Genomic DNA, 15707 nt, shown 5'->3' on the forward strand with positions numbered 1-15707 from the left:
CGCCGACCGCCGGGACGAGGGTCGCGAGCGTCGCCAGCACGTGCCGCTGTTCGGGCCGCGTCGCCGATTCGATCGCCGCGCACGGCGTGTCGTCCGGCAGGCCGCCCGCCTGCAGCGCGGCGGCGATCGCGCCGAGCCGGCGGATTCCCATGTAGATCACGAGCGTCATGCGGGTCGCGGCGAGCGCACACCAGTCGGGCTCGTCGTCGCCCGCGCTATGGCCGGTCACGAAGATCACGCCCTGCGCGTCGCCGCGATGCGTGACCGGAATGCCGAGCGTGGCCGGCGCGGCGATGCCGGCCGTGATGCCGTTCACGACCTCGACCGGAAATCCGGCCGCGCCGAGCGCAATCAGTTCCTCGCCGCCGCGGCCGAACACGAACGGATCGCCGCCTTTCAGGCGCGCGACGCTGCGGCCCGCGCGCAGGTGCGCAAGCATCGCGGCGACGATCGTTTCCTGCGGCGTCGACGCGTGGCCGCCGCGTTTGCCGACGTGCTCGATCCGCGCATCGGCGCGCGCATGCTGCAGCACCTCGGGGTTCACGAGATCGTCGACGAGCAGCACGTCGGCCGTGCCGATCGCGCGCGCCGCCTTGAGGGTCAGCAGGTCGGCGTCGCCGGGGCCTGCGCCGATCAGCCACGCGCGGCTCATCGGGGGCAGCACGGCGCGAACCGTGTCGAAGACGGGGAAAACGGCAAACGGGCGGCGCGCAGGCGGCCGGCAGGCAGGCAATGCATAGCGGATTGAACGAGGCCCGTGCGAACACGGGAGACACGCGCACGCAGTCCGTCCCCCGCGGACCGGGCGTTCGGCGAGCGGGTCGCTCGCCCCTTGCGTCGGCCGGTATCCGGGCTGGCCGCTTGCCAGGCCGCGGCCTTCCCACCCAAGGCAGGCGGGCAGTGGCATCGAGGGCGGCATGGGCGTGCGCGCCAGAGGGCGTGTCACGCGGGCGGCGTACCGTTGCGGGGACAGCACAGGCCGGACGATCGTTCGCCTCCTGTTTCCCGTTTAACTGCGCCCGCCGGAGGGCGGGCGCGAGCACCGAACGCGGCGCATACGATAGCACAGGCGTTGCGGCGCGCGGGGGCGTGTCTGGTGCTCCCCGCGGGCGAAGACAGCGCGATGCGGCGCGCCCGCGCCGCGCGTCTAGCGATACAGGATCTGCCGCTTCAGATCCTTCGAAATGCTGCGCGCGGCGTCTGCCCACTCGGCGAGCTTCGCGCCGCTGCACACGTTGCTGCCGAGGTTGCGATCGAGCACGCGCGTCACGTCGACTGTCCGGCCTTCACGGCGATAGGTCGACCGATAGGCGATTTCCCCGGCCCGTACGGAAACGTCCGGCGGGATCGCGAGCACGTCGGCGTCGCTGGGCAACGTGATCCGGTAGCGCTCCTCGAGCCGGGTTCCGGCGCACACGCCTTCGAATACCTTGCTTTTCTGCTGGAGGACGAAGTCGGCGAAGCCGCGGATCTGGCCGAAGTTGGGCAGCGACGGGATCGCAAAGGCCGCGGGGCCGGGCATCAGCGCCAGCTGGTTCAGATTGCCGCTCAGCGCGATCGAGAACGGCTGGTCGAGGTCGTCGAGATGACGCGGGCGCATCCGCAACTCGCCCGCGAGCCCGAAGCGGCGCAGCATCTCGTCGGCGAGCCGTTTCGGCTGGACGTGTATGAACATCTGGCGCGCCCGCTGGACTTCCTGGCCGTCGAGCGTGATGTCGCCCGTCATCGTCGCATTGCCGTCACGATCGAGATCGACCGAATAGGCCAGCAGCGAGCGGCTGTTGTTGCCGTTCTGTGGCGGCGTGACGAGCAGCTTGCCCGTCGAGGTGTCGAGCGCGGGCTTGCCGCTCGACTCGAACTGCAGTGCGCCGAACGGCAGCACGCCGACCGTCGTATCGGCGAACACGTCGAATTCCGGCAACCATATGATCGCGTGATTGAACGTCAGGACATCGGGTGCGGCGGGCAGGCGATAGCGATCGCCGAGATTGACCAGCACCGCGTGGCTCCTGATGCCCTTTGCGTCGAGCAGCGCGGACAGCAGCGTCACCTGATCCTTGCAGTCGCCGTAGCGGTTGGCGAGCACCTCGTCGGCGCGATGCGGGACGACCGGCCCCGCACCGAAATACACGCCGACATAGCGGATGTTGCGCGCCACCCATGCGTACAGCCGCGTCGCCTGCTCGCGCCGGTCGGGGACCCCGTTGGTCAACTGGTCCGCAAGCTGGCGGATCGCGTCGTCCGGTTGCTGCTTGTCGAACGCGCGCTCGTGGTACGCGTGGGCGATTTCCGCGTAGCCGGAGAAGTTGCTCGCGATGAAGACGGGGCCGATATCCGTCCACGCGACCGTGTTCGCTTGCTCGTCGAGCGGGCCGGACGGCGGGGTTTCGTAGTGATAGGAACGGATCCGGCGTCCGTCGCGGGACGCATCGGCCGACTGGCGCATGCCGCGCGCGTCGATCGCGACCGGCATGTCGTCCGGCGTGTCGAGCGTGACGTTCGCTGAACGATAGTCCTCGATCGGCGGAAACGACAGCTGCACGCTGAATTTGCCGGGAAACAGCGTGTCGGTGTCGGTCAGCGTGTACGACAGCCGGATCGAATCGCCTTTCGCGAGCGCGGGAAACGTGACGATGCGCAAATGCCCGGCGCTGAATTGCGGCGCCGCGATCGTGACAGGCGCCGGGCGGTCGAAGATGCCCCGCTCGCTATCGACCGGAACCGTCGAGCCGTCGGCGTGCATCGTCTGCGCCGCGTCGATGTCGAGCTTTTCGAACTGCGCGTTGTATGACAGCGCGTACTGGCCGAAGCGGGCGATCGCCGCATCCGTCAGCAGCTTGATCGACAGATCGACCTTCACGACGCGCTTTCCGGATGCGTCGACCTTGATCACATTGTCGAGTCGTTCGACCTGATAATCCGCCGCGAATGAAATCGAGAGCCGGAGCATCAGCAGAGCCGCGATGCCGTAGCGTGCAATGCGTGAAACGTTCATGTCGAATTCCCGTCGATGGTGGTGTGGCGATGCAAGACAGACGGTAGCCAAATCCCCGCAGCCACGTCAATCGTCTGATGATTTGATCTGCAGCGCGCCTTCACCCGGCCATGCCCCGGTGCGGGGCGGTCGTAGCGGTTTCCCGGGCGAGAGGGTGAAGGCGCGTCAATTCCGGAACCCGTCCCGTCACGGTTCGGGCTATCGGATCGTTCCGCATCCGGCCCCGACGCCGCCTTGACGCTCCCGCCCGCGACGCCTACACTCGCACGCGTTTCGGTGCTCGCGCGCGCGTTCCTGCGCGCGCAGTCAAACGGGAAACAGGGAGCCTGGCTGCATCGCGGCCGCGCCAACCTGTGCTGCCCCCGCAACGGTAAGCGAACGCATTGCGCCCGCCGCAATGCAACGCCGCTTCGCCGCATGCCTGCTGCGCATGCGGACGACCGCCACTGGATGCTTCGTGCGTCCGGGAAGGCGAAGCGGCGTGTTCGTCAGCCCGGATACCGGCCGAGACGAGGGGTTCAGCGCCGCGGGGATGCGGCGCATCGTCCACGGCCGCAGCCACCGTGCGTCCGGTGCCCGAGCGTCTTCCGTGTTCCGATCCGCCGTGCGCTTCGTGCGAGGCCGGTCAGGCATCCGGCGGCGTGCGCGGGCCCGGGCATCCGGTGCCGGCCGTGTTGGCATTTTTCATGTCGACCGTTCGCAAGGTGCACCATGCTCGACTCGTTCCTCCGCCTGTTCAACGACAGTCCGTCCGCGCTGCGCGGAATAATCGTCGCCATCCCGTCTGTTCGCTGCTGATCGCCTTCTGATTTCCCCATTTTCGACACAGGACCTTCCATGACCATGCGCAAGCTGCCCGTCACCATCGTCACGGGCTTTCTCGGCAGCGGCAAGACGACCTTGATGCGCCACATCCTGCAACACGCGCACGGCCGCCGCATCGCGGTGATCGTCAACGAGTTCGGCGAGCTCGGCATCGACGGCGAAATCCTCAAGGGCTGCGGCATCGGCTGCGACGACGCGCAGGACGAGGCGTCCGGCCAGCTCTACGAACTCGCGAACGGCTGCCTCTGCTGCACCGTGCAGGAAGAGTTCTATCCGGTGATGGAGGCGCTCGTCGAACGCCGCGCGGACATCGACCACGTGCTGATCGAGACGTCCGGCCTCGCGCTGCCGAAGCCGCTCGTGCAGGCGTTCAACTGGCCGACGATCCGCAACAGCTTCACCGTCGATGCGGTCGTGACCGTCGTCGACGGGCCGGCCACCGCGAGCGGGCAGTTCGCGGAGAACCCGCAGGCGGTCGATGCGCAGCGCCGCGCCGATCCGAACCTCGACCACGAATCGCCGCTGCACGAGCTGTTCGCCGACCAGCTGTCGGCGGCCGATCTCGTGATCGTCAACAAGGCCGATCTCGTCGACGACGCACAGCTCGCACAGGTCGAGACGGCGATCCGCGAAGAAATCCCGCCGCAGGTGAAGATCGTGCGCGCGACGCGCGGCGAGCTGGATCTCGCGATGCTGCTCGGGCTCGAATCGGCGTCCGAGGACACCATTCACCTGCGCCACGACCATCATGGCTCGGCCGACGACGAAGATCACGATCACCATCACGACGACTTCGACTCGGTCGTCGTCAGCGGCGATGCGGGCTCGCGGGAAGCGACGATCGCCGCGCTCAAGCGCGTCGTCGAGACGCACACGATCTATCGCGCGAAGGGCTTCGCCGCGCTGCCGGACGCGCCGATGCGGCTCGTGATCCAGGGCGTCGGCCGCCGCTTCGACAGCTACTTCGACCGCCGCTGGCGGGACGGCGAAGCGCGCACGAGCCGCTTCGTGCTGATCGGCGAGGACCTCGACGCGGCCGAGCTGCAGTGCGCGTTCGACGCGGCGCTCGCGGCCGAACTGCAGCAGGCGTAACCCACGATGCATCTGCTGCGCACCACGCCGGGCGGCTTCGTCGACGATACGCAGGGCGTTGTCCGGATCGACCAGCGGCCCGCCGAGATCGTGATCCTGAGCTCGGCGGATACCACGCTATCGCTGCTCGCGAGCGTCGTGCCGCGCCTGCCCGCAGGTTTCCCGAGCGTGCGGCTCGCGAACGTGACGTTCCTGCGCCAGCCGGCATCGGTCGATTTCTACGTCGACGACGTGCTGCGGCACGCCAAGGCGGTCGTGATCGACCACCTCGGCGGCGAGGCGTATTGGCCGTACGGGATCGAACAGGCGATGTCGGTCGCGTCGCGGCACCGGCAGCAGCTCGCGATGTTCTCAGGCGACCTGCAGGAAGATCCGAACCTGATCGCGAAGAGCACCGTCGCACCCGAGCTGTGCCGGATGTGGTGGCGCTATCTGCGCGAAGGCGGCGCGCACAACGCCGAAGCGCTGCTGCGCAGCATCGCGTTCCACACGCTCGGCTTCGGCGACGAACCGGAGCCGCCGCGCCCGCTGCCGGCCGCCGCGCTGTACCACCCGGCGCGCGATCCGGCCAGCATCGACGACTGGCTGCCGCGCTGGACGCCCGGTGCGCCGGTCGTCGCGCTCCTGTTCTACAAGGCGCACTGGCAGGCCGCGAACACCGCGGTGTTCGACGCGCTCGCCGATGCGCTGATCCGCGAAGGACTGAATCCGCTGCCGATCGCGGTGACGTCGCTGAAGGATGCGGTGAGCCGCGAAGTGATCGCGCAGCTGTGCGACACGCACGACATCGCGCTGGTGCTGAACACGACCGCGTTCGCGGCCGGCGCGATCGATGGTCCCGAGCCCGACATTCTCGCCGGCGACGCGCCCGTGCTGCAGGTGATCCTGTCCGGCGGCAACCGCGACGCGTGGCTCGCCGACAACCAGGGTCTGCACGCGCGCGACATCGCGATGCACATCGCCTTGCCGGAGGTCGACGGGCGCATCGTCACGCGCGCGGTCAGCTTCAAGGGGCTCGCGTACCGCTGCCCGCACACCGAGGTCGACGTCGTGCGCTACCAGCCCGACGCCGAACGCATCGGCTTCGTCGCGGCGCTCGCGCGCGGCTGGTGCCGGCTGCGCACGCTCGACAATGCCGACAAGCGCGTCGCGCTGATCCTCGCGAACTATCCGCAAAGCGAAGGCCGGATCGGCAACGGCGTCGGGCTCGACACGCCCGCGTCGGCGCTCGGCGTGCTCGCGACGCTGCGCGACGCGGGCTACCGGGTCGCGGATCTGCCTGCCGACGGCGACGCGCTGATCGCGCGGCTCACCGAAGGCGTGACCAACGACCCGGCGATGCATGCGCTGCGGCCCGCGTTCCAGAGCTTCGCGCTCGCCGACTACCTCACGCATTTCGATCGCCTGCCGGCCGCCGTGCGCGACGCGCTGAACGATCGCTGGGGGCCGCCCGAAGCCGACCCGACGCTGCGCCAGCGGCGCTTCACGATCGCGGGCTGGCGCGCGGGCAACGTGTTCGTCGGGATCCAGCCGTCGCGCTCGCGCGGCGAGAATGACTACGCGAGCTATCACGACGCGGACCTCGTGCCGCCGCACGCGTATCTCGCGTTCTATTTCTGGCTGCGTCATGCGTTCCGCGTCGACGCGGTGATTCATCTCGGCAAGCACGGCAACCTCGAATGGCTGCCGGGCAAGAGCGTCGCGCTGTCCGACGCGTGCTGGCCGGACCTGACGCTCGGGCCGCTGCCGCACCTGTATCCGTTCATCGTCAACGATCCGGGCGAGGGCAGCCAGGCGAAGCGGCGCGCGCAGGCGGTGATCATCGATCACCTGATGCCGCCGCTCACGCGTGCGGAGAACTATGGCCCGTTGCAGGACCTCGAGCGGCAGGTCGACGAATACTACGAAGCGCTGATGGTCGACGCCCGGCGTGCGAAGCTGTTGCGCAAGACGATTCTCGCGACGATCGCCGAGCATCGTCTGCATGACGAACTGAGTGTCGCGCCGCCGCGCGATGCCAGTGATGAAGATGCGCTGCTGACGCGCGTCGATGCGTGGCTGTGCGAGCTGAAGGAAGCGCAAATCCGCGACGGGCTGCATGTGTTCGGGATGTCGCCGGTCGATCGCCAGCGGCGCGACACGCTGCTCGCGCTCGCACGCTTTCCGATCGGCGACGGGCAGCAGGCGCGCGCCGGGCTGATCGGCGCGCTCGCGCGCGATCTCGCGCTCGGCGACGATTTCGATCCGCTCGCGGCCGACTGGGCCGCGCCGTGGAATGGGCCACGGCCCGCGCTGCTGGCGGACCTCGACGAGTCGCCGTGGCGACACGCCGGTGATACGCGCGAGCGCCTCGAACGGCTCGCGCAGCAGTGGCTCGACCGTTTGTGCGTGAGTGTGCCGGGGGCACCGTGTGAGCTGCCGCCGGGCGAGTGGACGCACACGCTGCCCGTGATCGAACGCGTGCGCGCGACGCTGATGCCTGCGCTCGACGCGTGCGGCGACCAAGAGCTGCGCCAGCTGCTGCGCGGACTCGACGGCCGCTTCGTGCCGCCGGGGCCGAGCGGGTCGCCGTCGCGCGGCCGTCCGGACGTGCTGCCGACGGGCCGCAATTTCTACTCGGTCGATACGCGCGCGGTGCCGACGCAGGCCGCATGGTCGCTCGGCCTGAAATCCGCGCAGCAACTGATCGAGCGGCATCTGCAGGATCACGGCGACTATCCGCGCGCGATCGGCCTGTCCGTGTGGGGCACGGCGACGATGCGCACGGGCGGCGACGACATCGCGCAGGCGTTCGCGCTGATCGGCGTGCGGCCGAAATGGGCGCACGGCAGCCATCGCGTGACCGACTTCGAGATCCTGCCGATCGAGATCTTCGACCGGCCGCGCATCGACGTGACGCTTCGCGTATCGGGCTTCTTCCGCGATGCGTTCCCGAACCTGATGCATCTGTTCGATGCGGCCGTGCAGGCCGTCGCCGCGCTCGACGAGCCCGAGCATCTGAACCCGATCCGCGCGCGCATCGAACGCGAGCGCGCGACGTGGGTCGCGCAGGGCGTGCCGCCCGACGAAGCGCGGCGCCGCGCGGGCTGGCGCGTGTTCGGCGCGCGGCCCGGCAGCTATGGCGCGGGGCTGCAGGACCTGATCGACCAGCGCCGCTGGCAGACCGACGCGGATCTCGCCGACGCGTACCGCCAGTGGGGTGGCTATGCGTACGCGCAGAACAGTGCGGGCGATGCGGCGCCGGACGTGTTCGGCGAGCGGCTCGCGGCGATCGACGTCGTCGTGCAGAACCAGGACAGCCGCGAGCACGACATCCTCGATTCGAACGACTACTACCAGTTCCAGGGCGGCATGACGGCGGCGGTGCGGCATCTGTCGGGCCGGCAGCCGAGCCTGTATCACGGCGACCACGCGAACCCGGCCGCACCGAAGATGCGCACGCTGCGCGAGGAAATCGCGCGCGTGATCCGTTCGCGCGTCGTCAACCCGAAATGGCTCGACGGCGTGAAGCGACACGGCTACAAGGGCGCCGCGGAAATGGCCGCGACCGTCGACTACCTGTACGGCTACGACGCGACCGCGCGCGTGCTTGCCGATCATCAATATGCGCTCGTCGCCGACGCGTACCTGTTCGACGACGACACCCGCGCGTTCCTCGAGCGGCACAATCCGCGCGCGCTGCATGGCATCTGCGAACGTTTCGTCGAGGCGATGCAGCGCGGGCTGTGGCAACAGCCGGGCGACTATCGCGAGCGGATCGAATCCGTGTGGCTCGCGAGCGAACAACTTCAGGAAGGGGAACGGCGATGACCGATCCGACGACGCACCGCGCCCGCGCGGTAGCTCCCGCAGCTTTCCCCGCTGTGTTTCCCGCAGTTTTTCCATTTGCCGCGATCGTCGGGCAGACAGCGCTGCAACAGGCGCTGCTGCTCGCCGCGATCGATCCGTCGCTCGGCGGCGTGCTCGTCAGCGGGCCGCGCGGCACCGCGAAATCAACCGCCGCGCGCGCGCTTGCAGAGCTGCTGCCGGAAGGGCAGTTCGTGACGCTGCCGCTGTCGGCGAGCGACGAACAGGTGACGGGCACGCTCGATCTCGCACACGCGCTCGCGGAACACGGCGTGCGCTTCCAGCCGGGGCTGCTGGCCCGCGCGCATCGCGGCGTGCTGTACGTCGACGAGGTGAACCTGCTCGCGGACGGGCTCGTCGATACGCTGCTCGACGTTGCCGCGAGCGGGATCAACATTGTCGAGCGCGATGGCGTGTCGCACGCGCACGATGCGCGCTTCGTGCTGGTCGGCACGATGAATCCGGAAGAGGGCGAACTGCGCCCGCAACTGCTCGACCGGTTCGGGCTGATGGTCGCGCTCGAGAATTGTTACGACGCGGCGCAGCGCGAGCAGATCGTGAAGGCGCGGCTCGCGTTCGACCTCGAGCCCGACGCGTTTCGTACGCGATACGACGCCGCGCAGCGTGAACTGGTCGCGCGGATTCGCGCGGCGCGCGACCGGCTTCCGGCGCTTACGTTCGATGATGCCGTGCATGCGCAGGTCAGCACGCTGTGTATCGACGCGGCCGTCGACGGGCTGCGCGCGGACCTCGTGATGCTGCGCGCCGCACGTGCGCTTGCTGCGCTTGACGGCGCGCTTACGGTGACGGTCGAGCACGTCGAGCGCGTCGCGGAAGCCGTGCTGCTGCATCGGCGCCATGCGCCACAGACGCCGGCGTCGGCGCCGTCCACGGCAGCGCAGCAGCAACGCCCGCACGACGAGCACTCGCGCGGCGACGCGCGTCAGGAACGCGCGGCAGCGTCCGGCTCATCCGACACCTCCGCGCACGACGCGACGGATCAGCAACGCGACTGGGGCTACCTGCCGCCCGAACCGGCTGGCCTGCAGGCGGTGAAGGGCGTGGTGCCGCTGCCACTAAAAAAACGCTGAGCCATCGAGCCGGCGCCGCCGCGGACACGGTCCGTGGTCCTCGATGGCAGCAAGGCGCGACCGGACGGACGCCCGGCACGGCGCGCGCCGGCGCGGCCGGCGCGTGGCCGGCGACGTTCGCGGCCACGCGTGGCGAACGCTTGCATGCCGATCATCTGCGTTTCCGCAAGCGGGCCGGCGCGCCACGCGCGCTGCATTGCTTCGTGCTCGACTGCTCGGCGTCGATGCTGTCGTTCGATCGTCTCGCGCTGGCGAAGGGATTGATCGTCGCGTATTTCGATCAGGCCGCGCGCGCGCGTGCGGAAACCGCGCTGATCTGCTTCGGTGGGGCCGGCGCCGAGCGGCGCTTCGGGCCGGCAGTGCCGCGCTGGTGGAATGCACGCTGGCTCGAGCCGGTCGGCGGTGGCGGCGGCACGCCGCTCGCGGATGGCATCGCGGCCGCCGCGACGCTGCTCGCGCACGATGCGCGCCGCGATCCGGACAAGCAGCGGTGGCTGTGGGTGCTGACGGACGGGCGCACACGCGAGATGCCGGAGAGGCCGGCGGCGGCCGATCAGGTCGTGTTCGTCGACTTCGACGATGCGGCCGTGCGGATCGGGCGCGGTGAGCGGCTCGCGGCCGCGTGGGGGGCGGAGTGGGTGGCGGCGGAAACTCTGATGTATCGACATATCACCCAATGATTCATTTCAATCCAGTTGAAGGCGTGTTGGTCTCCAGCCTGCAGGCGCTCGACCTTTTCGATCTGGCCGGCATCGGCGTCGCGCTGTTGCTGGGCGGCATGGTCAAGGGCATCACGGGCATCGGCGTGCCGCTTGTCGCGATGCCGATACTCAGTCAGTTCCTGCCGATCAGGCATGCGGTGCTTCTGCTGTCGATGCCGATCATCCTCGGCAACATTCCGCAGGCGCTCGAAGGTGGCGAGATACTGGCGACGGCACGGCGAATCGCCGCACCTATCGTCGGAACCGTGTTCGGAAACGTCGTCGGCGTCGCCATCCTCCTGTCACTCAATGCGGGGCATGCTCAGGCGGCGTCCGGCGCGCTGCTGATCGTGGCCGCGACGCTCATGCTCTGTTCGCCAAAGCTCAACCTGCCGCAGGCATGGCAAAAGCCGGTCGGTTTCGCGCTCGGGTTTGGCGCGGCGCTGATGGAAAGCATCGCTTCGGTGCCGGGCCCGCTGCTTGCCACCTACCTGATTTCGTCCGGCGCGACTGGAAGGGCGTTTACGAAGCAGATCGCCATCATCCTGGTGGTGTCGATCGTCACGCTGATCACGACGTTCAACGGCGCTGCGCACGCAAGTGGCGCTGACCTCGCGATTTCGGCGGCGGCCAGCCTGCCGGCCATTGCCGGAATGTGGATCGTGCGCCCGCTGCGCGACAAGATGCCGCCAAAGATGTTCAGGATGGTGGTGCTGCTGTTCGTGCTCGTTGCGGCTGCCCAAATGATCTGGAAATCACACGTCTTCACGCATGCAGGAACGTCTGTCACGCGCTCGACCGTTTCATTTCGTTCCTCGTCACCTATACTTGTTTTCGCGACGCAATCTTGATGTGCAGTCGCCGACTCACAAAGTCACTCTTGCGCAGAATTCGGTGCGTCACTTCAGCACGTGTCTGCCGACACCGGGAATAAATAACAGCCTGGTGTAGCACTCACCATTCAAAGCGTTGATCCCTGCGACAGCAATAACGCCGCAATCGGATCGCGGACAATGCCCTCGTTCCAAAATGGACGACCGCGTCGACGGTTTCCGTCCTTTTTCTGCGCCGGTTTTACAGCCGGTTTTCAGCTCGCGCTCAGGCTGACCCAGGTCAATCAGATGAAGAAACCTCAGCGCCTGATTCATTCAGGCGCTCGGCTCACAACGTGGAGATGAACATGAAAAGCAAGCATCTGACCATTTTGTCCGCAACAGCTATTGTCCTTTTGTCGCTTGGCGGCGCGGCGCGGGCCGCCGGCACATGCTCGAGCGACACACTGAAAGGCGCATACGCGTTCAGCGCGCAAGGAGAAATCATTGGGTTGCTGGATGCGAAAGGCGTGCATCCGTTTGCCACGCCGTCCATTCTCGATGACGTCGCCATCGTCACGTTCGACGGCGTAAGCCATTTCTCGCGGACCGACTTCGGCAATGCCAACGGCGTGCCGAGAACGCCCGATTTCAACTCGAGCCAGAGCGGTGCCTATACGGTGAACCCGAATTGCACCGGAACCATGACGATCAAGTACGACAACGGTGTCGAACTCGACCTGAAAATGGTCATCGGCGACAACGGGAAGGTCGTCAAGGCGCTGATCGCGACGGAGACCGTCCCGACATCCCTGACGCCGCTGGACGGCACACCCTGTGGAAACAGTTGCCGGCAGGCCGTGCAAGTGACCTTCGAGGGCACGAAGGTCTTCGTGTCGCATGAACAACACGACTGATCGCCGGACCTCCAGTGCTGCCGTTCGTGTGTGGTCAGGCCGAACGGCAGCGCGATGCCTGTGCCTGCGCTTCGCCGGTGGTCGGCGCGAGCGGGCAGAAAAGGGCGCGTGAACGATGCGCTAAGGGCCCGGATACTGAGCCAAAGTCTCTGCCGCGTTTTGCGCAATGAATGCGTGCACAGTCTTCGTCGGGTGGATTCCATCCCAGAAGAAATACTCGTCTGGTTGCCGGCACGTAAACGGCGGCGTATTCGGGGTTATGCAGGGATCCGTGACATCAGTGAGCCCGAAGTTGCCCGGTGACTTGATGATGGTCGTCATCTGGCCGGAGACGTCCAGTTCCGCGATCTGGATGCCGGGCAAGCCGCCGAGTGCCGACGACGACAGAACCTGCTGGCCGAGCCCCTGATTGAAACCATCCACCAGCTTGCTGGCTATGAACGCAACGTTTTGGCCCAGCGCCAGAACAGCAGGCGTCCGCTCCAGCCTAGGCGCATCCCAGACCAGAAACTTTCGTGCTCCAGCGCCGTAAAGCGCTTGCATGTTCTGCGCGATGCCGGTCAGCGCATTCGCCACGACGCCATTTGCGGCAGCCAAAGCCTGGCTTTGGCTGCCGGTTGTCTGATACACGGCGAAAAAGGCCGCAAGCGCGTCAAAAAGATCGTTGCTGCCGATCTCGATCACGTACAGCGCGTCCGACGGAGCGGTCCGGTTCACATCGTGGAGAAAGGCCTGCACTTGGTCAGGCAGATTGACCCGGTGTGGAAACGGCGTAGCCCGCGCGCCACCAACCGCGTAGTTGCGTGCGTTGCCGCTGCTACTGCGGAACGCCGGCCGGACGTTCGACGCGAGCCCGGTGCCCAGCGCGAACTGCTCGATCCAGGTCGCACCGTTGCTGAAGTGATGCCCGCCCTTTGCATATGGGGCGCTCGGTATCAGCGACTCGTCGAGGGTATCGTAGGGCGGATGGTTCTGGCTGACGTTGCTCGCGAGACTCAGTCCCGCAGGCGGGTGAGTCAGCAGCGTGAATGCATTGCCGGGATCGGACAGGCTGGTGCCGAACACGACGATGCTGCTGAATGTCAATCTGGCGCCTGCGGCGCCGGGAAGGGCGAGGACCAACACAGCCACGATGATCTGCACCCATTGCCGCCTCAGTGCGTTTGCCATGTTCGTTCACCTCCATGATCCGGATCGGCAGTTCGAGATCCCCCGATCTCACTGCCATTGCAATGGCTCACCTTCAGATGTGGCCAGATCCTCGTGCGTTGCCGGGCCGTACGTTCAGGGCCAAACGAACAGGCTGACGCAATCTTGTCGGGAACAAGCGGAGTCGCTGCGTGCCAGGGCGACACGTGTCATGTTGATCTTCGAGCAGGCGCACTGCCTGTTTGCGCCGATAACCGGCGAATGCCGTGCACCGCGACGCATGCGTATCCGGAAGTTGCTTCAGGCATACGCACGCGTCTTTAACATAGGCGGCGCGGCACGGAAGGACAGTAAGTACATCTCCGGATGAACTTTGCGTCGCAAAATTGCGCGAGCGCATATTCAAGCGGTTTCGGACCTTGCTATGCTGTTGAGTTGTTCGTCGCGCGTATGAATCGCGAACGCTACGCTTGCGAACCCGACGTGAGCGAACAGCACGCTCGCGCCTTCATATGACCGGCGGAACATCCGGCGCTCAACGATCGAAGGCTGCGACAACACCCGTGCGCGGATCGAGAATCCAGCGGCCTGCACGCGGACCGTCATCGAAATCGAAGAATCCGTCCAGCGTACCGGCAACCGCGTCGGCAGAACCATCGCCGATGCGCGGCAGTTTCCAGTTGTCCTCGATGAAGCGGATGATGGATGACTGGTCGGTCACCCGATGGTCGACGTAGTTGGTTTTTGCCCAAGGCGATATCACCATCAGCGGCAACCGCGGGCCGTATCCGCAGCGCCCGTTTTGCGTGCCGCCTGCAGGGTCAGTCGTTCCGGGCTGGCCGCAGCTCCCGGGAGCCAGCAGTTGGTCATCGCTCGTGCTGGACTGATAGACGATCGGTCCCATCACATGGTCGTACCAACCATCGGAATCGTCGTACGCAATCACGATCGCGGTCTCACGCCACTCCGGAGAGCGCATGACATCGTTGACCACGCCGACGATTAAGGTCTGCTCGTCCAGTGGATCGGAATACCCGGCATGTCCGTCCTGGAACGCCGGTGCTTTCAGGAAGCTGACCGCCGGCAGATTGTGCTGCACGAGCGCAGTGTGAAAGCGGCCTAGGTCGTACTGATGGTTTGCCTGGTCGGTCCTGCCGATTGCCGCAGCTGATCCCGGCGGCAAATGCTGCGCGTTCTGCGTGCTCTTCCAGTACTGAAAGAACGCGTGGTGGGGTATGTAGTCTGCGCCCGCGCTGGCACCCGACACATTGTTGTGGGCCAGCTTGCAGTTGTCGAAACCACCCATGAATGCGCCCCAGGTAATGCCTTTGGCGTTCAGCAGGTCGCCAATGTTCGTGCCTGACATGGTGATCTGGGTGCGCTTCGAATTGGAGCAGATGTCGCCCGCCGGGTCCGGATCGCCGATCACCGCGCCACTGTTGACGTTGTTCGCAATATTGCCGCTCGCCGTCAGGCCGTTGGTGATCGTACCTTTGTAGGTCGTGCCGGCGACGAGGTTCAGAAGGCCGGGGGTGGACGGTCCGAAGCTCGTTCCGAACGAGTTGTCACTCATCGCATAGTGCTGCGCGTAGTTCCACAGCGCGGTCACGGTGTTGCCATCGTAGTAGCCGAGCGTGCTGTTCGCGCCGAGGATTGCGTCCTTGCAGCTGTGCGTGAGGAAGCGGTCCATGAGTCCGCCGTGAAACGCGAACTGTTCGTCTGAGTAGCCGTGATCCTGATCGCACGTCACGGGCACGCTGCGGTCGATGCGAAACGGATTCGCGCCGTTCGGGTTATGGGTCAGCAAGCCTGCGCTGTGCAGGTTGTTGACCCTTGGGGTATCGCCCCGCGGTTTTCCGAAGAGGTTCGATCCATCCTTGTTGGGAGCCGCATGCGGATAGGTGCCGAAGTAATGATCGAAGGAGACGTTCTCCTGAAAGATCACAACAATGTGCTTGATCGGGGTCCTGGTGGAGAATTCACTGTCCGATCGGGCCGGGATCGATGTCAACAGTCCCGCGCACAACATGGCCGCCGCCATCCCGGACAACATCAACCTGTTGGGCTTCTGCGTTTTCATTGTCGGACTCCTATCTATTGTCAATGGAATGGGGCGCTCCCGGAGCGCACCTTGTCGCGACCATCAGAACGATGGCGATCGGATCGACGGCTGAGTCCAGCCTAGGCGGCGGGTGTGGCACTTCGGTGACACGCGCCCGTCGCACACAAATCGTCAGACTATGAGCAGGCATTCCCGCATCGTTGTGAATGGGCAGTGA

At 66.4% G+C, this 15707-nt stretch carries 11 protein-coding genes and 2 riboswitches; of the genes, 6 read left to right on the plus strand and 5 right to left on the minus strand.

Annotation, left to right across the window (positions count from 1 at the left end; genetic code table 11):
• Positions 1 to 652: uroporphyrinogen-III C-methyltransferase (gene cobA, locus G3N94_RS21625; protein WP_205794635.1), on the minus strand; the 652-nt coding region annotated here is incomplete at its 3' end.
• A gap of 190 nt (positions 653 to 842) precedes the next feature.
• A riboswitch (cobalamin riboswitch) is annotated at positions 843 to 1013 on the minus strand.
• 134 nt (positions 1014 to 1147) lie between these two features.
• Complete coding sequence (locus G3N94_RS21630; protein ID WP_205794608.1) at positions 1148 to 2995, minus strand: DUF3857 and transglutaminase domain-containing protein; 1848 nt, start codon at positions 2993 to 2995, stop codon at positions 1148 to 1150.
• Between the two features lie 257 nt (positions 2996 to 3252).
• Positions 3253 to 3519, plus strand: a riboswitch (cobalamin riboswitch).
• 313 nt (positions 3520 to 3832) lie between these two features.
• Here G3N94_RS21630 and cobW point away from each other — a divergent pair.
• From cobW to G3N94_RS21655, 5 genes are all read left to right on the plus strand, one after another.
• Positions 3833 to 4912 (plus strand): cobalamin biosynthesis protein CobW, encoded by a 1080-nt coding sequence (gene cobW, locus G3N94_RS21635; RefSeq protein ID WP_205794609.1) that lies wholly within the window; start codon positions 3833 to 3835, stop codon positions 4910 to 4912.
• 6 nt (positions 4913 to 4918) lie between these two features.
• A complete protein-coding gene (gene cobN / locus G3N94_RS21640; RefSeq protein ID WP_205794610.1) occupies positions 4919 to 8722 on the plus strand; it encodes a cobaltochelatase subunit CobN in 3804 nt (1267 codons plus the stop codon).
• Positions 8719 to 9849: an ATP-binding protein gene (locus G3N94_RS21645; RefSeq protein ID WP_205794611.1), complete on the plus strand. Its 1131-nt coding sequence runs from the start codon at positions 8719 to 8721 to the stop codon at positions 9847 to 9849. Before cobN ends, G3N94_RS21645 begins: the two co-directional genes overlap by 4 nt.
• A 140-nt stretch (positions 9850 to 9989) precedes the next feature.
• A complete protein-coding gene (locus G3N94_RS21650; RefSeq protein WP_205794612.1) occupies positions 9990 to 10529 on the plus strand; it encodes a VWA domain-containing protein in 540 nt (179 codons plus the stop codon).
• A complete protein-coding gene (locus G3N94_RS21655; protein ID WP_205794636.1) occupies positions 10526 to 11401 on the plus strand; it encodes a sulfite exporter TauE/SafE family protein in 876 nt (291 codons plus the stop codon). The genes G3N94_RS21650 and G3N94_RS21655 overlap by 4 nt, the downstream gene beginning before the upstream one ends.
• 48 nt (positions 11402 to 11449) lie before the next feature.
• Here the strand turns inward: G3N94_RS21655 and G3N94_RS21660 are convergent, their stop codons facing one another.
• Positions 11450 to 11698: a hypothetical protein gene (locus G3N94_RS21660; RefSeq protein WP_205794613.1), complete on the minus strand. Its 249-nt coding sequence runs from the start codon at positions 11696 to 11698 to the stop codon at positions 11450 to 11452.
• 32 nt (positions 11699 to 11730) lie between these two features.
• Between G3N94_RS21660 and G3N94_RS21665 the strand changes: the two genes are divergently transcribed.
• A complete protein-coding gene (locus G3N94_RS21665; protein ID WP_205794614.1) occupies positions 11731 to 12279 on the plus strand; it encodes a hypothetical protein in 549 nt (182 codons plus the stop codon).
• 120 nt (positions 12280 to 12399) lie between these two features.
• On the opposite strand, the gene G3N94_RS21670 is transcribed toward G3N94_RS21665, so the two are convergent.
• Together G3N94_RS21670 and G3N94_RS21675 are read right to left on the minus strand one after the other, a co-directional pair.
• On the minus strand, positions 12400 to 13449 hold the full coding sequence (locus tag G3N94_RS21670; protein WP_205794615.1) for an SGNH/GDSL hydrolase family protein: 1050 nt from the start codon (positions 13447 to 13449) through the stop codon (positions 12400 to 12402).
• Between the two features lie 514 nt (positions 13450 to 13963).
• Entirely contained in the window at positions 13964 to 15508 is a 1545-nt protein-coding gene (locus tag G3N94_RS21675; protein WP_205794616.1) for an alkaline phosphatase family protein, read from the minus strand.
• Positions 15509 to 15707 lie beyond the last annotated feature (199 nt).

The organism is Burkholderia sp. Ac-20353, from assembly GCF_017104785.1.
In the GTDB taxonomy this organism is placed as follows: Bacteria; Pseudomonadota; Gammaproteobacteria; order Burkholderiales; family Burkholderiaceae; genus Burkholderia.

Excerpts from the sequence above, each read along its gene's own strand:
- G3N94_RS21645 (WP_205794611.1), top strand. The coding sequence starts at position 8,719 with ATGACCGATCCGACGACGCACCGCGCCCGCGCGGTAGCTCCCGCAGCT.
- G3N94_RS21630 (WP_205794608.1), bottom strand. The coding sequence starts at position 2,995 with ATGAACGTTTCACGCATTGCACGCTACGGCATCGCGGCTCTGCTGATG.
- G3N94_RS21665 (WP_205794614.1), top strand. The coding sequence starts at position 11,731 with ATGAAAAGCAAGCATCTGACCATTTTGTCCGCAACAGCTATTGTCCTT.
- G3N94_RS21655 (WP_205794636.1), top strand. The coding sequence starts at position 10,526 with ATGATTCATTTCAATCCAGTTGAAGGCGTGTTGGTCTCCAGCCTGCAG.
- G3N94_RS21670 (WP_205794615.1), bottom strand. The coding sequence starts at position 13,449 with ATGGCAAACGCACTGAGGCGGCAATGGGTGCAGATCATCGTGGCTGTG.
- G3N94_RS21660 (WP_205794613.1), bottom strand. The coding sequence starts at position 11,698 with ATGAATCAGGCGCTGAGGTTTCTTCATCTGATTGACCTGGGTCAGCCT.
- cobW (WP_205794609.1), top strand. The coding sequence starts at position 3,833 with ATGACCATGCGCAAGCTGCCCGTCACCATCGTCACGGGCTTTCTCGGC.
- G3N94_RS21675 (WP_205794616.1), bottom strand. The coding sequence starts at position 15,508 with ATGAAAACGCAGAAGCCCAACAGGTTGATGTTGTCCGGGATGGCGGCG.
- cobN (WP_205794610.1), top strand. The coding sequence starts at position 4,919 with ATGCATCTGCTGCGCACCACGCCGGGCGGCTTCGTCGACGATACGCAG.